The sequence below is a fragment of the Aquirufa regiilacus genome, assembly GCF_032470275.1.
Classification (GTDB): domain Bacteria; phylum Bacteroidota; class Bacteroidia; order Cytophagales; family Spirosomataceae; genus Aquirufa; species Aquirufa regiilacus.
Window position 1 is genome coordinate 62330 of record NZ_JAVNWW010000006.1, and the last position, 25323, is coordinate 87652.

Genomic DNA, 25323 nt, shown 5'->3' on the forward strand with positions numbered 1-25323 from the left:
AAATGGTTTCATTTGGATGCATCCTTTTTTTAGCTACCTACATGTCATTCCAACGATTCGGTATTATCACATTAATTAGCTTATATGTCCTCATATTAGCGGGTGGTATCGTACGAAGCACAGGTTCTGGCATGGGATGCCCTGATTGGCCCAAATGCTTTGGCCAATACATTCCCCCTACACAGGCATCCGAATTGCCCTTCAACTACCAGGAAATTTACAAGGAAAAACTTCATGGAGAAGTTCTCTTTAACCCAACCAAAACCTGGATCGAATACATCAACCGATTGATTGGCGCATTAACCGGCCTTTTCATGGCCATTACGCTTGTCTTATCCATTAAAAAAGGCAAATCCGTATTTCTTCCAACGCTGGCAGCCTTTCTGCTTGTCATGGCAAATGCTGTGCTAGGAAAATACGTCGTTGATTCATTCCTTTTACCTGGTGTGGTCACGATGCACATGCTGCTAACAACCGGTGTATTATTTTTCCTATTAAAAGCATTACAGACTGAGAAGCCTAAAATTGAATTAGCGCAATCACAACGTAAATGGATTGCCATTAATGCGATTGTTATCTGCGTACAAATTTTATTGGGTACACAGGTACGCGAAAACATGGATGATGTCATCCGTAGTCTTGGCGAAAATGCTAAAGATCAATGGATAGAAGCCTTAGATTTAGGTTATATCATTCACAGAACGTTCTCATGGGCTATTTTGATTAGCCATTATTTCCTTTGGAAAAATGTCCAAACAAGTGGATTAGTCCAAACACCTTATGTCAAAGCCTTCGTCCTATGCATCGGACTTTCCTTGATCTCAGGCGTACTGATGGCCTATTTCGCCTTGCCGCTGGGATCTCAACCGATTCATTTGGCTAGCTCATTAGTTTTATTTGGTCTTCACGTGCATGCGTGGTTAAAAACACGAAGTATATGAACAAGATAAAACCCTACATCGATTTATTAAAGTCTCGGCTCTCTATGACCGTGGCATTTTCAGGGACCTTTGGTTTTTTGCTAGCACCCGTTGAGCATAAAGCACTCGATATCATTTTAATCTCTTTAGGAGGATTTCTTCTGACGGGTGCTGCCAATATCGTAAATCAGTTAAAAGAAATTGAATACGATAAATTGATGAAGCGAACGGCCAAACGTCCACTTCCTACGCAGACATTAACGCCACAAAATGCCCAAATTTACGGGCTAATTGTAGCCGCTTTAGCTTTGGGTTTGCTAAGCTACTTCACATGGAAAGCGGCAGCGATCGGTTTATTGTCCTATATCCTGTATGGCTATGTGTACACGCCCCTAAAGCGCGTGGGTCCAATATCCGTATTTGTTGGGGCTTTTCCTGGAGCATTTCCTCCGATGATCGGTTGGGTTGCAGCTACTCAACACTTTGGTTGGGAACCAGGCATCCTATTTGCCATTCAATTTTTCTGGCAGTTCCCCCATTTTTGGGCTATTGCCTGGGTGGCAGATGCCGACTACAAAAAGGCGGGATTTCGTATGTTACCCAATGATGGGAAAAAGGACTTAAAAACAGCCTTTACCATTATGATCTACACGGTATTTTTAATCCCTTTGGGATTCTTGCCGTATATGATGCATATGACAGGAATTACCTCGGCCATTATAACAATTGTGGCCGGTAGCTTGTTCTTAGGACAGACCTTTTACTTAATGATGAAGCCAACAGATAAAGCTGCCCGCTGGATGATGTTTGGTTCCTTTATTTATTTATTATTAGTTCAAATCGCCTTTTTATTTGATAAAGCTTAAGTCATGAAAAATCAAGAAGAACTCCTTGCAGCCAATGAAACGCGTTCGGTCAATCCGAAAGTATTTACCATGTGGTTATTTATCGTATCCATCATCATGCTGTTTGCCGCCTTTACAAGTGCATACTTGGTAAGAAAAGCGGAAGGCAACTGGGTAGAATTCGATTTGCCCAATTTGTTTTATTACAGCACATTCGTTTTGCTTGGCAGCAGTGCATCCATGCATTTTGCATACTTAGCTGCAAAAAAAGACCAATTTAATGCGCTTCGAATAAGTATTTCTATTACTTTTGTGCTCGGATTAATATTCTTAATCATGCAATTTTACGGTTGGATCCAATTAGTGGAGAAGAACGTATTCTTTGTAGGAAATCCGTCAGGTTCTTTTGTTTATGTACTTTCAGGCCTTCATGGGCTACATTTAATCTCTGGATTGATTGTGTTATTGGTTGCTTTAGTAGCAGCTTTCCGACTGAAAATTAATGCAAAAGCATTGACCCAAATTAAGATTTGTACCACCTATTGGCATTTTTTGGATGCTTTGTGGGTATATTTATTTTTATTTTTAGTTTTTAACAATTAAGCAATTACCGCATGTCAGTTGCACACACTGCCCCTGCTGTACCCGAAAACCTTTCATGGTCGGGTGGATCAGAACCTTTAAAAGCGAGTTACGGAAAATTAATGATGTGGTTTTTCCTCCTATCAGATACATTTACGTTCTCTGCCTTATTGATCACTTACGGAATGATCCGTTTCAGCCAACCTGCATGGGAAGGAACTCCTGAAACATTCTATTTCTCAACGACGCACTGGCCAATCCCAGAAAAAGTATTTGAAGCGGTTCCATTTTTACATGGAATGTCTTTGCCTTTGGTATTCGTAGGTATCATGACCTTCATTTTGATTGCATCGTCCGTGACGATGGTATTAGCTGTAGAAGCTGGCCACCGCGGTGATCGTAAAGATGTAGAGAAATGGATGTTGTGGACAATCGTAGGTGGGTTTACGTTCTTAGGCTCACAAGCTTGGGAGTGGACACACTTTATCCATGGTCCAGAGGATTTATCCTTAGCAGCGAAGCAATTAGTTGATGGCGTTATTTCGCCTATTGAAGGAGCCAACTTAGTTCGTAACCCCTACGGCCCTCCTGCATTTGCGGATTTATTCTTCTTCATTACAGGATTCCACGGAACACACGTATTCTCAGGCGTTATCTTGAATGTCTTAATTTTCTTTAATGCAGCTACGGGAGTTTACGAGCGCAGAGGGCATTATGAAATGGTTGAGAAAGTAGGTCTTTACTGGCACTTTGTTGACTTGGTTTGGGTATTCGTATTTACCTTCTTCTATTTAGTATAATCTTTATTCATTGATATTATGGCTCACGTAGCACACGAAACTTCTGAAAAAGAAATCGCCGCTCCAAACACCGGAGCGATTTGGAAAACATTTTGGATCTTATTGATCTTAACGGCAATCGAATTCGTTATCGCATTCACGATGCCAGCTAATACCTTACGTGTTGCTATTTTCTGCGGCATGACCATCGTAAAAGCATTTTATATCGTTGGAGAATTCATGCACTTAAAGCATGAGGTGAAATCATTAATTTGGATGATTTTAGTTCCGACGCTCTTCGTGGTTTGGCTTTTAGTAGCCTTGATCTACGAAGGCGGTCACATGTATTAGTCAACCCATTTTCCTACAAGGAATTATGAATAAGAAGACAGGCATCTTATTAATTACATTAATAGTGCCTGTCTTTATCTTTTTAGGACTAAAGACATTTGGTACTAACCATTACGAATTACCTCGTTTTATTCCCGCGATCGATTCTACGACGGGGGAAATTAAAATGGCCAAACGGTTAAATCCCCGCTGGAACGAGTCTGAACTCGATACCGTATTTCAAACGATTCCGGCTTTCCAGTTGACCGACGAAAGTGGCAAAGCATTTTCATCTAAGAACTTACAAGGCAAAATATACATTGCCAATTTCTTCTTTACGCGCTGCGGAACCATTTGCCCTAAAATAACCTCTCAGGTTAGTCGGGCAACAGACACCTTCAATCAAGACAAAGACATTCGTTTCATCTCTATATCGGTCGATCCGAACTATGATGAGCCTGCTAAGCTTTCCGCTTACGCAAAACGATTTGAAGCAGATTCTACGCGCTGGACCTTTTTAACTGGGGCAAAAAAAGAAATTTACCCATTAATCCTCAAAGGCTTTCACGTACCCTTGGCGGACGCATCTGAATATGACGCGGCAATTAAGAACCCAGACGAAACATTTATCCATTCAGAACGTTTAGTTTTGGTAGATAAGTCGGGAGTTATTCGAGGATTCTACGATGGCACGGACAAAAAAGAAGTCGACCGATTGATTATGGAAATCAAAGTCTTAAAAAGCATTTATGCGACTGAATAAAATATGATTACACTAACGAAATCCCCGAAGAATAATTTGATCATTAATGTGATCTCCATCGCCATACCCTTGGCGGTTGCAGGCCTCTTATCATTGCCTAGCAAATTACCTTTAGGCGACTGGACCAAGATTCTTCCGCATTTGATTGGCATCATCAATAGCACCACGGCATTAAGTTTAATCATTGCCTTGATTGCTGTGAAGAAAAACAACATTGAAGGCCATCGCAAAGCCATGGGAGCTGCCGTATTACAAGGTGCTGTCTTCTTAGTTTTATATATCTTATATCACGTTGCAAACGAATCCACAAAATTTGGCGGAGAAGGACTTATCAAAGGCATATATTTATTCTTGCTTTCCTCCCACATTATCCTTTCCATCGGCGTTGTTCGTTTGGTACTTATGGCTCTTTATCATGCATTAACAGGTGATATTAGCGCACACAAAAAAACAGTTAAGTGGGCTTACCCTATTTGGTTATATGTTTCCGTATCAGGTGTCATTGTTTACCTTATGATCTCCCCATATTATGTATAAGCGTATTTTAATACTCATTTGCATATTGTTACTGATTCAACTGGATGTTGATGCACAATGTGCCATGTGTCGTACAACCGTAGAAAGTACGGTTTCAAACGGCCGTTCCAATATCGCTACAGGATTAAATACGGGTATCTTATACCTGTTAACAGCGCCTTATTTATTGGTAGGAGCGGTCGCTTGGCTTTGGTTTAAACAAAGCAAGCAAGAGCAAAAGGAGCGTTTTGCCAAATGGCAATTACGTCAACGCGTTTCTCAATTGCTCAGCAAATCGAATTAATCCCAAATCGGGTATTGCGTTAATTTGATGGTTTCCCCAAAGAAAATCTGTGTCGATTTTTCGAAAGAATCGGTGTAGTCCGACACGAAAAATTGCCGGGTTGAGGGGGCTTTAGAATCTACCAACAAATCTGCATCCGCTAAAATTTGTTTGATCGCAGCTGCGACAATCAAAGATGTATCGATGACCTGAATTTGTCCGTGAAAGTATGCGTCAATCTGCTTCTTGATTAACGGGTAGTGCGTACATCCCAAGATTAAGCCTTCAATGTTTTCCAGATTAGGATGCGCCAAATACTCCTTGATGATCTGTTCGGAGATGTTATTGTTGAAGAAACCTTCCTCGATCATGGGTGCCAACAAAGGCGTCGCTAAGGATTTCACCTGAATTGATTTCCCAAGCGCTTCGGCTTTGGAGGCATAAATGCCGGAGTTAACCGTTTGTTTCGTCCCGATAAGTCCAATCGTTTTCTCAGCCCAGTTTTGGTCTAAATAATCAATGACGGGGTCGATGACATTGACGACGATTGCTTTGGTTCCTACATAGGTTTTAACCAAATCGTAGGCGGCAGCAGAGGCTGAATTACATGCAATGAGGATTAATTTGCAATTCTTTTCCATCAAGAAATTACAAATCTTCAAGGAATAGGCTTGAATGGCCGTCGCTGATTTATCGCCATAAGGTAAATGCGCCGTATCGCCGAAATATACGATATGCTCATGCGGCATCAATTCCGTGATGGCATGTGCAAGCGTTAATCCGCCGATTCCACTATCAAAAATCCCAATGGGTGCTGCGTTTGGCATAGAAGTCTAATTGGATGTAAAGAACGGAATTTTGGGATTCTTTTCAAACCCACGCAACCATTTTGACTTTTTAACCATCTTTACGTACAATTAACATTTTGTCAACTTTGCAAACACATTTACCCTCCGAAAACCTTGAGCGATCATTGGTGCAGGCCTGCAAAAAGCAGGACCGCAAGGGGCAACATGCGACATTTAATCGCTATTCGGGAAAAATGATGGCTGTTTGCCGAAGGTATTTAGGCAATGGCCCTGATGCAGAAGATGCGTTGATGGAAGGATTTATGAAAGTCTTTTCCAAAGTGGAAACATTTAATGAGGCAGGGAGTTTTGAGGGATGGATTCGGCGAATTGTCGTCAACGAATGTTTGATGAAGATCCGAAAGCAAGGAGATGTATTCACAAAAAACATTGAAGAGGCCTGGGATGTGGGTGAGCCCGCCGATGCGCTGATGCATCTTCGGACGGCAGAAATTGAAGCCATCATTGCGGAATTGCCTCCTGGTTATCGAATGATATTTAATTTATATGCGATAGAAGGATATAGTCATGAAGAGATTGCCACATTAGTAGGTATCTCATCGGGAACATCAAAATCACAATTATCAAGAGCTCGGACAATGATCCAGCAAAAAATAAAAGTTATTGAATCATGAAAAAGCCAAATAATACTTCTTGGGAAGCGCTTGAAAAAGCTTGGCAAAAGCAAATTCAAGCACAAGAATCCGATATTCCTACTAACATGTGGGAACGCATAGAGCAACGCATGGATGAAAAGCCTGTACGGCCGCTATGGTTGCGCATGAACACCTGGGTATGGTCGGCCGCGGCCGTATTAGCCGTGATCATTGGGTTAAATTGGGAAAGCAATGTCGAAATGCCACAGCAATCGAACACGATGCAACAAGCAATAAGTTCAGTGACAAAGTCAAGTGTCGCGACTAATACGCCTGCGTTAGCTGTAAGCGAGCCCGTTAAGAAACCCAGATCTATCTCGAATGCCCTTTCCAATCAGGCGATGACGCCTGCCGTTGAGCCCATCGTTATTCAAAAGGACCCACAACCTCAGGTGGCGCAGGCAGAGAAGGCACCTGAGCAGCCGGAGGAGGTTTGGGTACGTATTGACATTGATCCGGTGGAGGAAACCGCGAAGTCCATAAGCGTTGCCCAGCGAGAAGACGTACCGGTACTGACGAAGAAGAAAACCTTTGTGGGTCGTTTATTAAAGCAAGTCAAACAAGTCGTTGCAGGCGAGCAACTCGATTGGCAAGAATTAAAGGAAGGGAATCGGTCATTGGAAGATGGAATTCACCAAGTCGCAAATACCTATTATCGAACAGAACAAACCGTTAAACAAACATTTCAAATACAATGAGAACATTAATCTTCATCATCCTATTGGGATTGACACAGCCGCTTTTGGGAAATAATAATCCAGATAGCTTATTACTTAAAATTGACAAACGGAATCAAACCCTCCTCGGCGGGAATCAAGATACGAAGAAAACCCTGCGAGAAGAGTTGGAGAAGGTTTTCCAAAGCAAGGGTTTAGTCCTAACAGATAGTTTATGGCAAAATATTCGGACAGTTATCAAAACTGATTCGGAAGGTGACAGCAGTTTATCCGTGCAAATCGGGAATAGCAAGGTGAAAATTGGTGTGATAAAATCGGACGCGCCTCGGCAGAAAACATTTAAGATGTCGTATCCAAGCGACGAAAAAAAAATCAATGTAACAAATGACAGCTTGGGGAAATCGCTTGTGATTCACAGTGACGGGAAAGAAGAGGTCCGCGTGGGTTGGAATGGAATCCATGTCAAAGATGGAAAAGAAGAAGTCCATGTGGATTGGAATGGCGTGCAAGTTAAAGAAGCGAACGGGGAAGAGACTAAAGTAATTTGGGGAAGGGATTCTACAAAGGTACATCCGAAAGAAAAAAATCTTAATTTATTTCAACGGAAGGGGATGAACCTATATTTGGGACTAAATGGTTTATCGGGCACGATGCCTGAACAAGTGGTAGCAATTTATCCTGCCCCATTCCTAGCTACGGATTCGGAGTTAAAACCCACTAGTTCACGCTATGTGAGTTTAGAATTTGCACGTTCGGCGACGATAGCGCGCGGCAAAAAAAGTGCGTTCAAATTAGGCTACGGAATATCATTTGATTGGTACAACTTTATGTTTGACCACAATCGGGTTGTTAACAAAACAGCAACCGCTACGAATTTTCAACCTATATTAGATGCTCAGGGCAAAGAGACACTGTTAAATAAAAATAAATTAACAGTTTCTTACATTACTTTACCCATTATGCCCCATTTTGCTTTTAGCAAGCAGTCTGCGATTCAAATGCTTGGGATCGGTGGCTATGTAAGTTATCGATTGGATAGCTGGACGAAGACCGTGGAAGAAAAAAGCGAGGATTTAGTTCGAACAAATGCAAATTTCAATTTAACACAAGTTCGATATGGGCTAAAGGCGGAGGTTGCATTGCGCCATTTTCCAGATTTGTTCTTTAATTATGATTTAACACCCTTATTTGAGAAGGGCAATGGGCCACAATTAACGGGATTTAGCTTCGGAATTAAACTATTATAAAAATTTATCACATTTTTTTTGGCGAGAGCTTTGCGGAAATCAAAAAAGGAGCTACTTTTGCGAACTATTTCAGCAAAACGTTTCGCTGAAACAAAATGAATGGGGATATACCAGAGCGGCCAAATGGGGCAGACTGTAAATCTGCTGGTGAATGCCTACGGTGGTTCGAATCCATCTGTCCCCACATTTTTTTATTGAATTTAGATTCTTTTTACAGGAGAATCTAGCCAGCGGGAGTAGCTCATTTGGTAGAGCGATAGCCTTCCAAGCTATAGGTGGCGGGTTCGAGCCCCGTCTCCCGCTCAGAATAAAGATGTTGCTTAGGAGAAAACCGCCTGAGTAATATTTTTATTTGTGGTAAGTCTAATGAGGCAAGCCAAAATGGCCGCAAGGTTTTGCCTTTGTAGCTCAGTGGTAGAGCACTTCCTTGGTAAGGAAGAGGTCGGCAGTTCAATCCTGCTCAAAGGCTCTAGGCATGAAGCAAGGCCGAATTTGAATAAGTACAATTTGAAATTTTTTATAACTTAATTAAGAACTAAATAATCATGGCAAAAGAGAATTTTGACCGAAGTAAACCCCACGTTAACATTGGTACAATTGGCCACGTTGACCACGGTAAAACAACTTTAACAGCTGCTATCACTAAAGTTCTTTCTGAAAAAGGTCTTGCTGAGAAGAAAGATTTCTCTTCCATTGACTCTGCTCCAGAAGAAAAAGAGCGTGGTATCACGATTAACACGGCTCACGTTGAGTATTCAACAGCTAACCGTCACTATGCACACGTTGACTGTCCAGGTCACGCGGATTACGTGAAGAACATGGTTACTGGTGCTGCTCAGATGGACGGTGCTATCTTGGTAGTTGCTGCAACTGACGGACCAATGCCACAAACACGTGAGCACATCCTTTTGGCACGCCAAGTAGGTGTACCTCAATTGGTTGTTTTCATGAACAAAGTGGATATGGTAGACGATCCAGAATTATTAGAATTAGTTGAAATGGAGATTCGCGAGCTTCTTTCATTCTACGAATTCGATGGTGATAACATTCCAGTAATCCAAGGATCTGCTTTAGGTGGATTGAACGGAGATGGTAAGTGGGTAGCTACAATCGAAGCGTTAATGGATGCAGTAGATTCATGGATTCCACTTCCTAAGCGTGATGTTGATAAGGCATTCTTGATGCCAGTTGAAGACGTATTCTCGATCACAGGTCGTGGTACTGTAGCAACAGGTAAAATCGAGACAGGTGTTATTAACTCAGGTGAAGCAGTTGATATCTTAGGTATGGGAGCTGAAAACTTGAAATCAGTAGTAACTGGTGTTGAGATGTTCCGTAAGATCTTAGATCGTGGTGAAGCTGGTGATAACGTAGGTTTATTGTTACGTGGTATTGAGAAAACTGATATCCGTCGTGGTATGGTAATCTGTAAGCCAGGTTCAGTGAAGCCTCACACTAAATTCAAAGCAGAGGTTTATATCTTGTCAAAAGAAGAAGGTGGACGTCACACTCCATTCTTTAACAAATACCGTCCACAATTCTACTTCCGTACGACAGACGTAACAGGTGAAATTACTTTACCTGCAGGAGTTGAAATGTGTATGCCTGGTGATAACTTAACAATTGATGTTACGTTATTGAACGCAGTAGCTATGGACAAAGGTTTACGTTTCGCGATTCGTGAAGGTGGCCGTACTGTAGGTGCAGGTCAGGTAACTGAAATCTTAGACTAATTTTAATTAGCCTATACGGAAAAGAGCGGTCAATGACCGCTCTTTTTTTTTATACTTGTGAGAAGCCTAGGCGTGTCTCCTTCAGCTTTGGCAATCCTGATAGGTTTGCCAAAGCTAACGCCTGAGGCTTGAACGATTTTAATCTCTAACATATTATCTCATGAAAAAATTATTTCTATTATTATCAGTTCTCTTATATTCGATTTCGGCAATTAGCCAGGAATATTACGAAATCAGAACCTACACAATGAAATTCCGTGGCAATACGGCCGTTTTGGAAAACTATTTGTCCAAAGCCCTCATTCCGGCATTGAATAAATACGGTGTCAGTAAAGTTGGGGTGTTTAAAGACCTCGGAAAACCAGAGCCAGCCGTCTTGGTCGTCGCGATTCCGTTTGCCAATCTGGAAGCCTATGCGGGCTATAAAGATGCGTTGGCAAAAGATGCCAACTACCTTGATGCCGCAAAGACCTATTTTGAACAAGTGGGGATGGAAAAACCCCTCTTTGAGAAAATTAGCACGTATTTGGCGAAAGGGTTTTCGGGGCATCCCACGATGAAGTTGCCCGTTACGAACCCAGAAAGAATCTACGAATGGCGTACCTATGAAGCCTATAATGAAGATGCTTTGCGTAGAAAAGTAGCCATGTTTAATGATGATGAATTGAAAATATTTGACCGCGTAGGCTTACACAATGTATTTTTTGGGGAAGCCCTCGCAGGTGAAAACACCCCATGCCTAACCTATATGGTTGCGTTTGAAAACATGGCCGAACGCGATGCGAATTGGGCGAAATTTGGCGCAGATGCCGACTGGAAACGAATCGTCAATGATCCTCGTTATATCAATAGTCATTCGAAAACCGTGCGTCGATTTTTAGAACCGACACTCTATTCCCAATGGTAAAAAATCAATAAAACTAAGAGAGGTTTGTTAATTAGGTTTTTTTATCTAAATTTGCAATCCTTTCTACGGGCATAGTATAATGGTAGTATGCAGGTCTCCAAAACCTTTGGTCAGGGTTCGAATCCTTGTGCCCGTGCAACGAATTAACAAAAACCGATAATCGGTAAATTATGAGCAGTTTTACATCATTGATTAAAGAATCTTGGGTAGAAGTAACGGAGAACGTTACATGGCCTAAATTCACAGACTTGCAATCAAGTTCTGTTTTAGTTTTAGTTGCCTCATTGATTTTTGCCTTATTGGTAGGAGTCGTAGATTTGGCGTTTAAATCTGGATTGGATTTATTCTATAGTTCATTTTAACAAGGGGTAACCCAATCCTAAAAAAGCAATTTCCATGGCAGAGACTAAATGGTACGTATTGAGAGCGATCTCAGGGCAGGAAAAAAAGGTAAAGACCTATATGGAAAATGAGCTTGCACGCCAAGGTGTGTCAGATTCTGTTCCACAAATTCTTATCCCAACTGAAAAGATTTACGAGATCCGTAAAGGAAAAAAAGTCATTCGTGAGAAAAACTTATTTCCAGGATATATCATGGTGGAAGCTGACTTAGCTGGAGAGGTAAGTCACATTTTGACTTCAACGCCAGGTGTCATCGGTTTCTTACAAGCTAACAACGAGGAAATCGAAGTTACGAAGGTTGAAGGCGGAAAGGTAAAAAAGACGAAAGTAATCGTTAAGAAACCTGTACCGATGAGCCAAAGCGAAGTAAATCGTATTTTAGGCAAGGTAGATGAGGCGGCAGCTGTAGAAGAATATGCATCCATAAGCTTTATCAAAGGCGAAACCGTTCGCGTGATTGATGGTCCATTCGCTTCTTTTGAAGGGACTGTTGAAGAAATTCACGAGAACAGCAAAAAATTATCTGTTATGGTTAAGATTTTTGGCCGTAACACACCATTGGAATTGAACTACGCACAAGTAGAGAAATAATAACGCATACGATTATGAAAAGCCTTGGGTTACCAAGGCTTTTTTTTTGATACAATTTACTAGGTACATGAACAAAAGAATTAGACTTATTTCATACCTGATTGGGCTGAATGAAGCTATTCAATTCTACCCTAAACTAAAGCGGTTTTACAAACAGGCTTTACCTGCGAATCCACGTATTTTTGATGTGGGGGCCAACAAAGGCCAATCCGCGGATTTCTTTTTCTCCATTCGCCCGGATGCCCAGATTACCTCATTTGAACCCAACCCGAGATTGTTCCAATTGTTGACCCAAAAATACAAGGGTAAAACAAACATCAACCTGGTCAACAAAGGGGTATCCCAAGCGAAACAGGTGCTTACATTCTACATCAACAAATTGGATTTGACCTCTTCGTTCGAAGCGCTCAATCCCACGAGTAAATACTTAGCAAAGAAGGCACAAGTGATGGGCGTGAAACCCTCTGAAATCATCAGCGAAACGATTGAAATTGAAACAATTGCTTTGCGTGATTACATTCAGGAGCAGCAGATAACCCACATTGATGTATTAAAAATTGATACGGAAGGTCATGAATTAAAATGCCTGAAGGGCTTATTCCCTATTTCAGGGTGTCAGATTGATCGGGTCCAACTGGAAAATCATCAAGATGACATGTATCAGAGCATGGATACATTTGAGTCCATCCAAGCCTTTTTGCTTGAAAATGGCTATACGGTGGAAATAACCATCAAGCATGGATTTGGCGATTTCTATGAGATGATTTTCAAAAAAGCCTAATATCCAGTAAAATTCTTCACGCAAGTACTTGCATTCTAATTATTTTCCCTTAATTTTGCAGTCCGTTTAAAAAGCGGCATTATGTCATTTGAAAATTTCAAAGGCTTAATGGGCTGGAATGTATTGTTACACAGGAAAGTCACCCGGAGGGGATTCAGATAAGGAAGCTTCCACCCTTATTGGCAGAAAAACCTCTAATTTCACTAAATAAACGATGTTTTAACATGGCAAAAGAAATAGCTGGTTACGTTAAGCTTCAATGCAAAGGTGGCCAAGCCAATCCTTCACCACCCATCGGTCCTGCATTAGGTTCGAAAGGATTAAATATCATGGAGTTCTGCAAGCAGTTTAATGCACGTACTCAAGATAAAAACGGCGTAGTATTGCCGGTCCTAATTACTTATTACGCAGACAAATCGTTTGATTTCGTTGTAAAAACTCCTCCAGCGCCAATTTTGTTATTGGATGCTGCGAAAGTTAAATCCGGTTCGGCACAACCAAACTTGAAAAAAGTAGGTTCTGTAACTTGGGATCAAGTACGCGTTATTGCGGAAACGAAGATGCCAGACTTGAACTGTTTTACAATTGAAGCGGCAATGAGTATGATTGCTGGAACGGCAAGATCAATGGGTATTACTGTTTCTGGTGATAAACCGTTCTGATTTAACCATCAGAAATAAACATTTTAATTAAAAGGTAATGGCAAAACTTACGAAGAAAAAAAAGGAAGCCCTATCAAAATACGATGCAACGCAAGCGTATACGCTTGACCAAGCAGCTGCATTATTGAAGGAAATTTCCTATACAAAATTCGATGCCTCTGTGGACATTGATGTTCGCCTAGGCGTAGACCCCCGCAAAGCGGACCAAATGGTTCGTGGTGTGGTTGCCCTACCTCATGGAACTGGTAAAGACGTACGTGTACTCGTATTGTGTTCTCCAGATAAAGTAGAGGAAGCAAAAGCAGCCGGTGCTGATCACGTAGGATTGGATGATTACATTGCAAAAATCGAGAGCGGTTGGACCGATATCGACGTAATCATTACAATGCCGACAGTGATGGCAAAATTAGGCCGTTTGGGACGTGTGTTAGGACCTCGCGGTCTGATGCCTAATCCAAAGTCTGGTACAGTAACTTTGGAAGTAGGAAATGCAGTAAAAGAAGTAAAAGCAGGTAAAATCGACTTTAAAGTTGACAAAACTGGTATCATCCATACCTCTATTGGTAAGGTTTCTTTTGATGCATCTAAAATTGCTGAAAATGCGCAAGAAGTTATCAACACATTGTTGAAATTGAAGCCATCTTCTGCAAAGGGTACATATGTTAAATCGATCAATATATCTTCGACAATGTCTCCGGGCATCATCATTGATAAAGGATCTATAGCTGGATTGTAATCATGACAAGAGAAGAAAAAAATCAGATTATTGATGAGTTGAGCGAAAAGTTCGCGGCAACTCCGTACTTCTACATTGCAAGTACAGCCGGTTTAACAGTAGCCGAAGCAACGGAATTCCGTCGTATGTGTTTTGCGAAAGGTTTAGAATATAAAATCTTCAAAAACACATTAATCGCGAAAGCCTTAGCTAAAACAGGTAACGATTATACTCCATTTGATGCTGAAGTTTTGACTGGCATGTCAGGTGTTATCTTCTCTCCAGAAGATGCTAAAGTACCTGCTAAGTTGATCAAAGAATTCAAAAAAGCAGCTGGGAAAGATAAAATCACATTCAAAGGTGCTTCCATCGAAGGTGGTTTGTACATTGGCGAAGGTCAATTGACAGCCCTAGAGAACATCAAGTCGAAAAACGAGATGATTGGAGAAGTTATTGGCTTATTGCAATCGCCTGCTAAAAATGTTGTTTCAGCATTGCTTAGTGGTGAGAAGAAATTGGCTGGTATCGTTAAGACTTTGTCTGAGCGTCCTGAATAATTTTAACACGTTTAATCGGAGCTTAGCTCCAACAAATAATTAATTCTTAACAATTAAATTTTCAAACAATGGCAGATTTAAAAGCGTTCGCTGAGCAATTAGTGAACTTAACTGTAAAAGAAGTAAATGAATTAGCTACTATCCTTAAGGATGAGTACGGTATCGAACCAGCTGCTGCTGGTGCTGTTATGGTTGCAGGTCCTGCAGCTGGTGGCGAAGCTGGTGAGGCTGCTGCTGAGAAATCATCATTCGATGTTATCTTGAAAGCTGCTGGTCCTAACAAATTGGCGATCGTTAAATTAGTGAAAGACTTAACAGGTTTAGGTTTGAAAGAAGCTAAAGACGTAGTAGATGCTGCTCCAAAAGCAGTTAAAGAAGGTGTATCTAAAGACGAAGCTGAAGGTTTGAAAAAATCTTTAGAAGAAGCTGGTGCTGAAGTTGAATTGAAATAATTCAATTACCTGATTATTCAAAAAAGGGAATGGCAACATTCCCTTTTTTTTGGTTTATTTGAAAGCTGAATACAAACAAACATGCGCGACATTATCCAACTCCTCCCCGATGCCATAGCCAATCAAATTGCGGCAGGAGAAGTCGTGCAAAGACCTGCCTCCGTAGTCAAAGAACTCATGGAGAATGCGATTGACGCAGGAGCAACAAGCATCCAACTCATAATCAAGGATGCCGGCAAAGGAATTGTTCAAGTCATCGATGACGGATGTGGCATGTCGGAAACCGACGCTCGCATGTGCTTCGAACGCCACGCAACATCCAAAATTCGACGTGCCGAAGACCTATTCAGCATTAAAACCATGGGATTCCGCGGTGAAGCGATGGCATCCATCGCCTCCGTTGCCCAGGTAGAATTAAAAACAAGGCGGGCCGACGACGAATTAGGAACCTCCATTAAAATCGATGGATCTGTTTTAAAAAGTCAAGAAAGTATACAAGCCCCTCAAGGAACTTCGATTGCGGTCAAAAATCTATTTTATAATATTCCTGCCCGCAGAAACTTCCTTAAGTCGAATCCGGTCGAAATTCGCCATATCCTGGATGAATTCCAACGCATCGCTTTGGCGCATCCTGAGATTAAATTTTCCTTCATCCAAAACGAGCAAGAAACCTATGCGCTACCGCCCGAGAAACTAGGCAAACGCATCGTGGATCTGTTTGGGAAAACCTACCGGGAACAATTAGCAGCCTGCGAAGAAAACACCAACTATGTCTCTATTAAAGGTTATGTAGGTAAACCCGAACATGCCAAAAAAACCCGCGGCGAACAATTCTTCTTTGTGAATGATCGCTTCATCAAAAACGCATACCTAAACCACGCCGTGATGAGCGCCTACGAGCGTTTATTACCTGACGGCGCCTTCCCCTTCTATGTTTTGTTTCTAAGCATCGATCCGGCACACATTGACATCAATGTCCACCCGACGAAAACGGAGATCAAATTCGAAGACGAAAGGTCCATATACGCCATCATTCAATCCGCCGTTCGCAAGACGCTGAGTATTCATAACCTAATTCCCTCGTTGGACTTTGACAGCAATGTTAATTTTCATTCCCCTCAACATTCAACACCACGTCAAGAACCTCATTCGGCTTATAGTGATTCAAGCTATAAACCGAAACCCGCGCAAGATGCTTGGAAGAAATTATATGAAGGGCTACAGAACAATATAGACGCGTTTGAACAACAAGCGCCTCAAACACAATCTGCGCTATTCCCATCCGCCATGAACGAATTTAAAACCGTTCAAAGCAAAGCGAATGACCGACCAGCATTATCTAGCACACAGACCAACTTTCAATCTGTTCAAATTCTGAACAAATTTATCGCACTAAGTATCTCAAGCGGATTATTATTAATTGACCAAAAACGTGCCTACCAGCGCGTACTCTATGATCAGTTCATGGATAATTTGCAACGGAAGAATGGCGCGTCCCAACAACTACTTTTTCCTAAGGTGCTGGACATTAACCCCGCGGATCAATTGCTATTAAACGAAATAACGACTGAGATAAACGATTTAGGGTTTAGATTACAGTCGCAATCAAATGGGCAACTTGAAATTGTTGGAGTACCCTCGGAAATTGGGGATGAAGATGGCCAAGCGCTATTGGAAGGTATATTGGAGCAGTTAAAACACGCCTCAACAGATTTAATCGCGCATCGTGCAGAGAAAATTGCACAAACGATGGCCAACCGCTCTGCGGCACGTTATCATCAAAAAAGATTAAATGAAGTTGAGATGAATGCCCTCATTGAACAATTGTTTGCGAGTACAAATCCAAACTCCTCACCAAATGGTGAAGCCATCAGTCAGGTTTTGAATGAGGAGACGTTAGTCCAATTACTTCGCTAATTCAGAAGCACGGTCACGCGCGGCAAAAATCCCTTTTTGAAGTCCTTCCCCTACTTGAAAATCTGCAAATGTTTTCAATGCCGCTTCAGTAGTGCCCCCTTTCGATGCAACTGCTTGAATCAATTCATCTAGCGACTTATCGCTTGTTTGCATCAAATGATATGAACCCAGCATGGTTTGTTTGACTAACAAGGCTGACATCGCTGGATCAAAGCCCATAGAAACACCTGCATCAATCATCGACTTGATCAGATAAAAGAAATAGGCTGGGCCGCTACCACTCAATCCCGTTACGGCATCGATCAAGGCTTCGTCTTCTAAGAATACAGCCCGACCTGTAGAATTAATTAAATTCTCAACCTTACGTACATCCGCTAATCCGACCGTTGAAGCTGCCGCAAATGCAGTCATCCCCATGCCCAATAAAGCAGGCGTATTTGGCATCGCACGAACAATCAAATCATGCTGCAACGAAGCTTGTAATTTAGCAATAGGAATCCCCGCCATAATGGATAGCACAATTTGATTTGGCAATAATAAACCCGCCACTTCGCTCGCTACACTTGGGTAATCCTGCGGTTTGACAGATAAAATGACCAAATCAACCCCTGATATTTTAGCTGAAATTGTATCAACAACAACCCCCGCTTTCTGCTCTTGCAAAACGGTGCCACGCTCCTGATTTTTCTCGATCAATAATAGGTCCTCCTTCTGAACTAAATTGTACTGAATAAATGAGTTGGCAAATGCCATTCCCATATTCCCACATCCAATGATTGCGATTTTCATGATGCTATTTTGAAAAAAGGTTAGCTAAATATTGATTTAAAGAATCTCCGCGAAGGCCTTTGGCGATTACCTTTCCTTGCGGGTCCAACAAAAATGTCATCGGAATCGATGAAACTTGATAAGCCTGTGCTGCCACAGAGTTCCAATATTGTAAATCTGACACATGTGGCCAAGTTAATTGATCTTTGGCAATGGCATTTATCCAGGCAGATTTCTCTTGGTCAAGACTTACACCAAAAATTTCAAATCCTTTGTCTTTATACGCTGCATAGGTTTTGATAACGTTGGGATTTTCACGCCGACAAGGCCCGCACCAACTTGCCCAAAAATCAATCAATACATACTTCCCACGTAAATCAGACAAGCGCATGATTGGTCCAGCGGGCGTAGGCAAGGCAATTTCAGGTGCTTCAGAGCCGATGGATACACCTTTAAGGCGTTTTAAATTCTCGAGAAAGGGTTTAACATGTGGATGATTGGGTTTAGCTTTTCGAAAACGTTCGCCAATTTCCTCTAAGAGCGCGAGCTCTTTTTCCGCGGGCAAAAAATTAGTTGCCCACAGCGCTACCAAATGTGTACCCATACTTGGGATCAACGCTTTTATTTTAGTAAATTGTTCTTGTTGGGCCGTTTCAAATGCCGCTTGAATTCTAGCCTGCTCGCCAGGCTTATCTTGTAATTCTTTCGTCCAAACGGCAACCTTTGCTTGTAAGGCATTCGTCAAGGCAAACAATTGATTCATGTAAACAATGTTGGGAGCATCGCTCTGAATCTGAAAAGAACCCGCCTTTTCTGGCGTATTTATTCCCTCTGCTTGCACAAAAACGCGCTCTCCACCTTCTAGAATAACCAAAACCTTCTGTGGGTTTGGAATATCAAAGAAGTTAAGCAGGTAAAAACCACCTTGATCCAAGACTTTCCCCTTGAAAACAACTTGTTTTTGTGCGTTTGGCAACAATGAATCAACTTTGATGGCTTGACCTCGTCCATTAATCCATTCCAAGAATACTTTCTTTTGAGGTACGACTTGATTAGCCCGAACGGTTAATTCAAATTCTTGCGCCTGGCCTAGAAAGGTCAAACAAACGCCTAGAATAACAAGCAGCTGTTTCATCTATTTATGTTGTTGGAGTGCTTCATTCACTAATTGATTCACGCGTTTCGGATCAGCGGTTCCTTTGGAACGCTTCATTACTTCACCGATAAATAAGGCAATTAGTCCTTTTTTGCCTTGGTGGTATTCCTTGATTTTATCGGGGAAAGCAGCGAGCGCCGCGGCAACAAATGCAGGCAATTCATCCGCAGCACCTTGGTTTAACCAACCCTGTTCATCAACAATTTGGCTTGGCTTTTTTGAAGGAGAAGCGATGCAAAGCGGGAACAATTGGTGTACTGCCAAATTATGCGTTAGCGTACCTTCCTCAACCAAATCGACGATCTCAGCTAAGTGTTGTGCACTTAGCTCAAATGCATTGACCGCTAAGCCCTTTTCATTTAAATGCGATTTCACGGGGCCCATGAGCCAATTTGCAATCGCTTTGTATGCGTTCGTATGTGATGCAACGGATTCAAAATACAAGGCCATTTCACGCGTTTCCGCAAGAAAATGTGCATCATAAGTTGACAATTGATATTGTTCAATGAACTTATGCTCTTGTTCCCAAGGCAGGGTAGGCATAAGGGCTTTTATTTCGGAAAGCCATTGTTCTGAAATTTCCAACGGAGCTAAATCTGGCTCGGGGAAATAGCGGTAATCATTCATCGTTTCTTTGACGCGCATGCTATGGGTTTTACCCGTATGCGCATCAAATGTCCGTGTTTCTTGAATTAGTTTTTCGCCTTTTAATAGAGCTTCCTCTTGTCGGCGGCACTCATATTCGATCGCCCGTTGGATATTCCGCAGGGAGTTCATGTTTTTAATTTCGACTTTGGTCCCTAGGGTAAACGTACCTTTCGGTCGTAACGATATATTGACATCGGCACGCAAGGACCCTTCCTCCATGTTTCCATCACAGATTCCAAGGTAACGAACCAATTTACGTACCTCGGACACCATGGCAAAAGCCTCTTCAGCCGAATGTATCGCGGGCTCGGTAACCATTTCAATTAATGGCGTTCCAGCCCGGTTATAATCGATAAAGCTAAAGGGATTATCTCCTTCATGTAAGGATTTTCCAGCGTCCTCTTCCAAGTGGATGTGGTGGAAAGGTAAAACCTTGACACCTTCGGCAAGATGCACTTGGATAGCACCACCGATACAGATAGGGGTTTTATCTTGTGTAATTTGATAGCCTTTAGGAAGATCGGGATAGAAATAATTTTTACGGTCAAAATTTTGCCAACGGGCAATCTCAGAACCCAAGGCAAAGCCCATTTTGATGGCAAATTCGACAGCTTTTTTATTTAAATGGGGAAGCGTTCCCGGATGACCTAGTGTAATAGGGGAAATGAGCGTATTCGCATCCTGACCAAAACGAACGGGATCACTTGCAAATATTTTGGAATCCGTTTGTAATTGGGCATGAATTTCAAGGCCAATTACCGGTTCATAGATCGAAGATTGAAAAGTACTCACAAATTTTTTGGCTTATACAACATACAAAAGTAGGTAAATATACAAAAAAGCTAAGCGAATAAGTTCCTTACGAAGCTTTCATTTTACATGTACATGCCGTTTTATGCTGATAATTTACCCAGTAAGCGTAGGCAACAGACAATCCTAATAAAACACCAAAAATCCAGTCATAGGACTTGCTCTCTAACGCGACCTCAATCAATTTGAAGCCAAAAGCAATACCTAGAAAATAAAGAGGTTTTAAGCGCCGATGTTTTTGGAAATCAAGAATTAGTACAAAAGCAGCGAGCCCAAAACTCAGAAGAACTAGTATCCATTCTACTTTAGATGAAAATGCGATACTACCCAATAAATAAGGCGCGAAGAAAACAATAAAAGGCATAGCCAAACAATGGATAGCACAAGCAAAGGACAGAAATAGTCCTAGCTTTTCCATGGGAATCAATTGTTTGGCTTGCTTTAATTTAGACATTTTGCTAATTACTGAACAGTCAAAGGAAAACTAACATCGACATCGGTTGAACCACCTTCTTCAGAACCCGTCTTACCTGCTTTACCATTTACAGGCGGTTGGTGTTTTAAAATAACCTGGAACTTACCATTACCAGGGACATATTGCGAACGAACATCAGCCTTCAACCCAATTGGGAGGCCATTCTTATCTAAATCCTTAATTTGAACACCCACTAATCCCAAGGGTGTAACCTTGTAGACAAACAAATGAACATCTGATTCCTCTTCAATTTCTTCAGATATATCAAATACAGGATTTTTGGTTTCATCTAATAACGAAATAGTCATTTCGTAGGCTGTATTCTTATCCAACAAGATAGGATCAACAGAATCCATAACACCATCACCTAGCTTATCACGCCAGTAGAACGACTTAACTATGCCAGTTGGCGACTTAAAAGACAATTTAACGGTGGTAATTAGCTCATTATCGTCAGAAGGCTCAACATCTTCTTTTGAGCAACTCGTAAACACTAAAATGAAAGCCAACAATAAAATAGTAATGTTTTTCATGGGACTGTAAATTAGTTTAATTGAAATGGTGTACAAATTAAACTGATTACAAAGATGCAACAATGTTGCAAATAAAACAAGTCGATAAAACAGGGAATCGAGTAGATGAAAAGTTAGGAACGAAGAGTTAAGAGTGAAGAGTGAAGAGTGAAGAGTCCATCCCCTACGGACTTCGGACTAGTTTCCTCCGGACTGACCACTTCAACTGTTACCTGATGATTAACTATCCTCCGGACTTCGGATAAATCCCCTTCGGACTCCGGACTAATTCCCTCCAAACTGACCACTGCCCACTGATAACTGACGACTAACTCCCTTCGGACTCCGGACTAATTCCCTCCGGACTGACCACTGTCAACTGTTACCTGATGATTAACTATCCTCCGGACTTCGGATAAATCCCCTTCGGACTCCGGACTAATTCCCTCCGGACTGACGACTAACGACTGACGACTGACGACTAGCGACTAGCGACTAGTGACTGACGACTAGTGACTAGCGACTGTAGGGCATAAAAAAAGACCCACACTTTTGGTGCAGGTCTTCTATAATAACTTGGAGCTTACTTACTTTCCCGGGTTTGATCCCAGTATCATCAGCGGTGCGGGGCTTAACTTCTCTGTTCGAGATGGGAAGAGGTGAACACCCGTCCTATCGGCTCCATACTTTTTACAAGGTCATAGCCTTTTTCCATATTGTGAGATAAAATAAACAGCAGTGTGTAAATTAATAAAAGGTAAGCTTTCGGGTAATTAGTACTACTCGACTTTGACATTACTGCCTTTACATCTGTAGCCTATCGACCGTGTCGTCTACACGGACCCTTCATGGAATACTCATCTTCAGGTCAGTTTCGCACTTAGATGCTTTCAGCGCTTATCTGGTCCCGACGTGGCTACTCAGCTATGCCCTTGGCAGAACAACTGATATACCAGCGGTCAGTCCAACTCGGTCCTCTCGTACTAAAGTCAGAACCTGTCAATATTCCTACGCCCACAACAGATAGGGACCGAACTGTCTCACGACGTTCTGAACCCAGCTCGCGTGCCACTTTAATCGGCGAACAGCCGAACCCTTGGGACCTTCTCCAGCCCCAGGATGTGACGAGCCGACATCGAGGTGCCAAACCTCCCCGTCGATGTGAGCTCTTGGGGGAGATCAGCCTGTTATCCCCAGAGTACCTTTTATCCTTTGAGCGATGGCTGTTCCATACTAAACCACCGGATCACTATATCCTACTTTCGTACCTGATCGACTTGTCGGTCTCACAGTCAAGCTCCCTTTTGCTATTGCACTCTACGCACGGTTACCAAGCGTGCTGAGGGAACCTTTGAAAGCCTCCGTTACTCTTTTGGAGGCGACCACCCCAGTCAAACTACCCACCAAGCAATGTCTCCCCTTTGGGGATTAGAATTCCAGTACAAGAAGGGTGGTATTTCAACGTTGGCTCCCCGATGCCTAGCGACACCGGCTCACAGCCTCCCACCTATCCTACACATCCAGTACCAAAACTCAATGCTAAGCTATAGTAAAGGTTCATGGGGTCTTTCCGTCCCGTTGCGGGTAAACGGCATCTTCACCGTTACTACAATTTCACCGAGCTCACGGCTGAGACAGTGCCCAGATCGTTACACCATTCGTGCAGGTCGGAACTTACCCGACAAGGAATTTCGCTACCTTAGGACCGTTATAGTTACGGCCGCCGTTTACTGGGGCTTCAGTTCAATGCTTCGCCTTGCGGCTAACATCCCCCCTTAACCTTCCAGCACCGGGCAGGTGTCAGGCCTTATACGTCATCTTTCGATTTAGCAAAGCCATGTGTTTTTGTTAAACAGTCGCCTGGGCCATTTCTCTGCGGCCACGATTGCTCGTGGCTCCCTTTATCCCGAAGTTACAGGGTTAATTTGCCGAGTTCCTTAGCCGTGATTCACTCGAGCGCCTTAGAATATTCTTCTCGACCACCTGTGTCGGTTTACGGTACGGGTTACTTATTAGTTATACACGCCTAGACTTTTCTTGGAAGTTTACTCACTACACTCGTTTTGGCATTGCTGCCGCCTCTCAAAGACACTATTCCGTCAGTATCTGGTAACCTGTAATCTCCGTCATCTATTTGCCCAATAAGTAAGTGCAGGAATATTAACCTGCTGTGCATTAGATTGTCGCTTTCGCTAGACCCTTAGCCCCCGACTAACCCTCAGTTGATTAGCATAGCTGAGGAAACCTTAGTCTTTCGGCGTGAGGGTTTCTCGCCCTCATTATCGTTACTCATGCCTACATTTGCTTTTCTGAACGCTCCAGCAAAGCTTGTCGCTTCACCTTCACCGCTGATCAGAATGCTCCCCTACCAGTATATAAATATAATCCAAAGCTTCGGTACTTTACTTGATGCCCGTTTATTATCGATGCCCGCCTCGCTCGACCAGTGAGCTGTTACGCACTCTTTAAATGAATAGCTGCTTCCAAGCTAACATCCTGGCTGTCACTGCAATCAGACTTCCTTAGTTCAACTTAGTAAAGATTTTGGGACCTTAGCTGTTGGTCTGGGTTCTTTCCCTCTCGGATTGGGACCTTAGCACCCCAACCCTCACTCCCGGGTATATTTTAAGCCATTCAGAGTTCATCAGGATTTGGTAGGATTTGACTCCCCCTAGTCCTATTGGTAGCTTTACCTGCTTAAAACTTAACCCCGAGGCTGTTCCTAAAAACATTTCGGGGAGTACGAGCTATTTCTCAGTTTGATTGGCCTTTCACCCCTACCCACAAGTCATCCAAATACTTTTCAACGTAAACTGGTTCGGTCCTCCACTCCGTGTTATCGGAGCTTCAACCTGCTCATGGGTAGATCACAAAGTTTCGCGTCTACTCCCACTGACTAAGCGCCCTATTCAGACTCGCTTTCGCTCCGGCTGCTCACATCTATATGATTAACCTCGCCAGTGAAAGTAACTCGTAGGCTCATTATGCAAAAGGCACGCCGTCACCCCAAAAAGGGCTCCGACCGCTTGTAAGCGTATGGTTTCAGGGTCTTTTCACCCCCTTACTCAGGGTACTTTTCACCTTTCCTTCACAGTACTCGTTCACTATCGGTCTCTTGGTAGTATTTAGCCTTACCGGATGGTGCCGGCAGATTCAAAGGGGATTTCTCCAGTCCCCCCCTACTCAGGATACCACTACAATTATATAAGCTTACCAATACAGGGCTCTCACCTCCTACGGCCTGCCTTCCCAGACAGTTCTTGTTCCTTTATATAATCGATATCGTGGTCCTACAACCCCAGTCTTGCCGCAACAACACTGGTTTGGGCTAATCCGCGTTCGCTCGCCACTACTTACGGAATCACTTTTGTTTTCTCTTCCTCTGCTTACTTAGATGTTTCAGTTCAGCAGGTTCGCCTTCTATCTTAAATAGAATAATAGATCTTCAATCTACTGGGTTGCCCCATTCGGAAATCATCGGATCAAAGGTCTTGTGCACCTCCCCGAAGCTTATCGCAGCTTAACACGTCCTTCATCGCCTCCAAGAGCCTAGGCATCCCCCATACGCCCTTAATTCACTTACTCTTTTATAATATATCTTCATCCCGAAGGATTCAATAATTCTAATTTGCTCTTACTCTTTACTTTATTCTCACAATATGTCAAAGAACCTTGTGTGAAATTCAATAAGCTTGCGCTCATCTCATTCACATCGTTCCCAAATTCCGATCTCCACATTTGGAAAGGGTAGGGGTGGTGTTTTCAGTCGCTAGTCACTAGTCGTTAGTCAT

27 protein-coding genes, 4 tRNA genes and 2 rRNA genes are annotated in these 25323 nt (G+C 42.4%); 25 read left to right on the forward strand and 8 right to left on the reverse strand.

Annotated elements, in window-relative coordinates; all coding sequences use genetic code 11:
• The first annotated feature begins 41 nt into the window (after nt 1-41).
• The 8 genes from PQG45_RS10805 to PQG45_RS10840 are packed head-to-tail and all read left to right on the forward strand — an operon-like array spanning nt 42 to nt 5039.
• Nucleotides 42-941: a COX15/CtaA family protein gene (locus tag PQG45_RS10805; protein WP_315577552.1), complete on the forward strand. Its 900-nt coding sequence runs from the start codon at nt 42-44 to the stop codon at nt 939-941.
• Nucleotides 938-1786, forward strand: coding sequence for a heme o synthase (gene cyoE / locus PQG45_RS10810; RefSeq protein ID WP_315577551.1), 849 nt, complete (start codon nt 938-940; stop codon nt 1784-1786). The genes PQG45_RS10805 and cyoE overlap by 4 nt, the downstream gene beginning before the upstream one ends.
• 3 nt (nt 1787-1789) lie before the next feature.
• A complete protein-coding gene (locus tag PQG45_RS10815; RefSeq protein ID WP_315577550.1) occupies nt 1790-2368 on the forward strand; it encodes a cytochrome c oxidase subunit 3 in 579 nt (192 codons plus the stop codon).
• A gap of 11 nt (nt 2369-2379) precedes the next feature.
• Nucleotides 2380-3147: a cytochrome c oxidase subunit 3 gene (locus tag PQG45_RS10820; RefSeq protein ID WP_315577549.1), complete on the forward strand. Its 768-nt coding sequence runs from the start codon at nt 2380-2382 to the stop codon at nt 3145-3147.
• Between the two features lie 18 nt (nt 3148-3165).
• Nucleotides 3166-3477 carry a cytochrome C oxidase subunit IV family protein gene (locus PQG45_RS10825; protein ID WP_315577548.1) on the forward strand — a complete coding sequence of 104 codons (312 nt, stop codon included), beginning with the start codon at nt 3166-3168 and terminating at the stop codon, nt 3475-3477.
• 25 nt (nt 3478-3502) lie between these two features.
• A complete protein-coding gene (locus PQG45_RS10830; RefSeq protein ID WP_315577547.1) occupies nt 3503-4219 on the forward strand; it encodes an SCO family protein in 717 nt (238 codons plus the stop codon).
• Nucleotides 4220-4222: 3 nt separating this feature from the next.
• Nucleotides 4223-4756 (forward strand): DUF420 domain-containing protein, encoded by a 534-nt coding sequence (locus PQG45_RS10835; protein ID WP_315577546.1) that lies wholly within the window; start codon nt 4223-4225, stop codon nt 4754-4756.
• Nucleotides 4749-5039, forward strand: a complete 291-nt coding sequence (locus tag PQG45_RS10840) for a hypothetical protein (protein ID WP_315577545.1) — start codon at nt 4749-4751, stop codon at nt 5037-5039. The genes PQG45_RS10835 and PQG45_RS10840 overlap by 8 nt, the downstream gene beginning before the upstream one ends.
• Here the strand turns inward: PQG45_RS10840 and murI are convergent.
• Complete coding sequence (murI, locus tag PQG45_RS10845) at nt 5036-5845, reverse strand: glutamate racemase (protein WP_315577544.1); 810 nt, start codon at nt 5843-5845, stop codon at nt 5036-5038. The genes PQG45_RS10840 and murI overlap by 4 nt on opposite strands.
• 107 nt (nt 5846-5952) lie before the next feature.
• On the opposite strand from murI, the gene PQG45_RS10850 reads away from it, so the two are divergent.
• From PQG45_RS10850 to mutL, 17 genes are all read left to right on the forward strand, one after another.
• Complete coding sequence (locus PQG45_RS10850; protein ID WP_316070850.1) at nt 5953-6501, forward strand: RNA polymerase sigma factor; 549 nt, start codon at nt 5953-5955, stop codon at nt 6499-6501.
• A complete protein-coding gene (locus PQG45_RS10855) occupies nt 6498-7220 on the forward strand; it encodes a hypothetical protein (protein ID WP_316070851.1) in 723 nt (240 codons plus the stop codon). The genes PQG45_RS10850 and PQG45_RS10855 overlap by 4 nt, the downstream gene beginning before the upstream one ends.
• Nucleotides 7217-8446: an outer membrane beta-barrel protein gene (locus PQG45_RS10860; protein WP_316070852.1), complete on the forward strand. Its 1230-nt coding sequence runs from the start codon at nt 7217-7219 to the stop codon at nt 8444-8446. The genes PQG45_RS10855 and PQG45_RS10860 overlap by 4 nt, the downstream gene beginning before the upstream one ends.
• A 101-nt stretch (nt 8447-8547) precedes the next feature.
• Nucleotides 8548-8630, forward strand: a tRNA-Tyr gene (locus tag PQG45_RS10865).
• A 46-nt stretch (nt 8631-8676) separates the two neighbouring features.
• Nucleotides 8677-8749 (forward strand) — tRNA-Gly (locus PQG45_RS10870).
• A 94-nt stretch (nt 8750-8843) separates the two neighbouring features.
• Nucleotides 8844-8915, forward strand: a tRNA-Thr gene (locus PQG45_RS10875).
• A gap of 76 nt (nt 8916-8991) precedes the next feature.
• A complete protein-coding gene (gene tuf / locus PQG45_RS10880) occupies nt 8992-10179 on the forward strand; it encodes an elongation factor Tu (RefSeq protein ID WP_315577540.1) in 1188 nt (395 codons plus the stop codon).
• Nucleotides 10180-10339: 160 nt separating this feature from the next.
• Nucleotides 10340-11086: an NIPSNAP family protein gene (locus tag PQG45_RS10885; RefSeq protein WP_316070853.1), complete on the forward strand. Its 747-nt coding sequence runs from the start codon at nt 10340-10342 to the stop codon at nt 11084-11086.
• A gap of 65 nt (nt 11087-11151) precedes the next feature.
• Nucleotides 11152-11222: transfer RNA gene (locus PQG45_RS10890), tRNA-Trp, on the forward strand.
• 34 nt (nt 11223-11256) lie between these two features.
• Nucleotides 11257-11448: a preprotein translocase subunit SecE gene (secE, locus tag PQG45_RS10895; protein WP_315577538.1), complete on the forward strand. Its 192-nt coding sequence runs from the start codon at nt 11257-11259 to the stop codon at nt 11446-11448.
• A 34-nt stretch (nt 11449-11482) separates the two neighbouring features.
• Nucleotides 11483-12079 carry a transcription termination/antitermination protein NusG gene (gene nusG / locus PQG45_RS10900; protein WP_315577537.1) on the forward strand — a complete coding sequence of 199 codons (597 nt, stop codon included), beginning with the start codon at nt 11483-11485 and terminating at the stop codon, nt 12077-12079.
• A 67-nt stretch (nt 12080-12146) separates the two neighbouring features.
• Nucleotides 12147-12860 (forward strand): FkbM family methyltransferase, encoded by a 714-nt coding sequence (locus tag PQG45_RS10905; RefSeq protein WP_316070854.1) that lies wholly within the window; start codon nt 12147-12149, stop codon nt 12858-12860.
• A 224-nt stretch (nt 12861-13084) separates the two neighbouring features.
• Nucleotides 13085-13522, forward strand: a complete 438-nt coding sequence (gene rplK, locus PQG45_RS10910) for a 50S ribosomal protein L11 (RefSeq protein WP_315577535.1) — start codon at nt 13085-13087, stop codon at nt 13520-13522.
• Between the two features lie 37 nt (nt 13523-13559).
• Entirely contained in the window at nt 13560-14258 is a 699-nt protein-coding gene (gene rplA / locus PQG45_RS10915) for a 50S ribosomal protein L1 (RefSeq protein ID WP_315577534.1), read from the forward strand.
• Nucleotides 14259-14260: 2 nt separating this feature from the next.
• Nucleotides 14261-14794: a 50S ribosomal protein L10 gene (gene rplJ, locus PQG45_RS10920; RefSeq protein WP_316070855.1), complete on the forward strand. Its 534-nt coding sequence runs from the start codon at nt 14261-14263 to the stop codon at nt 14792-14794.
• A 68-nt stretch (nt 14795-14862) separates the two neighbouring features.
• Complete coding sequence (gene rplL, locus PQG45_RS10925) at nt 14863-15246, forward strand: 50S ribosomal protein L7/L12 (RefSeq protein ID WP_315577532.1); 384 nt, start codon at nt 14863-14865, stop codon at nt 15244-15246.
• Nucleotides 15247-15327: 81 nt separating this feature from the next.
• Nucleotides 15328-17163: a DNA mismatch repair endonuclease MutL gene (gene mutL / locus PQG45_RS10930; protein WP_316070856.1), complete on the forward strand. Its 1836-nt coding sequence runs from the start codon at nt 15328-15330 to the stop codon at nt 17161-17163.
• Here mutL and proC read toward each other — a convergent pair.
• From proC to PQG45_RS10965, 7 genes are all read right to left on the reverse strand, one after another.
• Entirely contained in the window at nt 17152-17952 is an 801-nt protein-coding gene (proC, locus tag PQG45_RS10935) for a pyrroline-5-carboxylate reductase (RefSeq protein ID WP_315577530.1), read from the reverse strand. The two genes, mutL and proC, sit on opposite strands and share 12 nt — an antisense overlap.
• 4 nt (nt 17953-17956) lie before the next feature.
• On the reverse strand, nt 17957-19066 hold the full coding sequence (locus tag PQG45_RS10940; RefSeq protein WP_315577529.1) for a peroxiredoxin family protein: 1110 nt from the start codon (nt 19064-19066) through the stop codon (nt 17957-17959).
• Nucleotides 19067-20527, reverse strand: a complete 1461-nt coding sequence (gatB, locus tag PQG45_RS10945) for an Asp-tRNA(Asn)/Glu-tRNA(Gln) amidotransferase subunit GatB (protein ID WP_315577528.1) — start codon at nt 20525-20527, stop codon at nt 19067-19069.
• 67 nt (nt 20528-20594) lie between these two features.
• A complete protein-coding gene (locus tag PQG45_RS10950) occupies nt 20595-20999 on the reverse strand; it encodes a MerC domain-containing protein (RefSeq protein WP_315577527.1) in 405 nt (134 codons plus the stop codon).
• An 8-nt stretch (nt 21000-21007) separates the two neighbouring features.
• Nucleotides 21008-21553, reverse strand: coding sequence for a hypothetical protein (locus tag PQG45_RS10955; protein WP_315577526.1), 546 nt, complete (start codon nt 21551-21553; stop codon nt 21008-21010).
• Between the two features lie 553 nt (nt 21554-22106).
• Nucleotides 22107-22218: ribosomal RNA gene (gene rrf / locus PQG45_RS10960) — 5S ribosomal RNA — on the reverse strand.
• 67 nt (nt 22219-22285) lie between these two features.
• Nucleotides 22286-25117: ribosomal RNA gene (locus PQG45_RS10965) — 23S ribosomal RNA — on the reverse strand.
• Nucleotides 25118-25323: the final 206 nt, after the last annotated feature.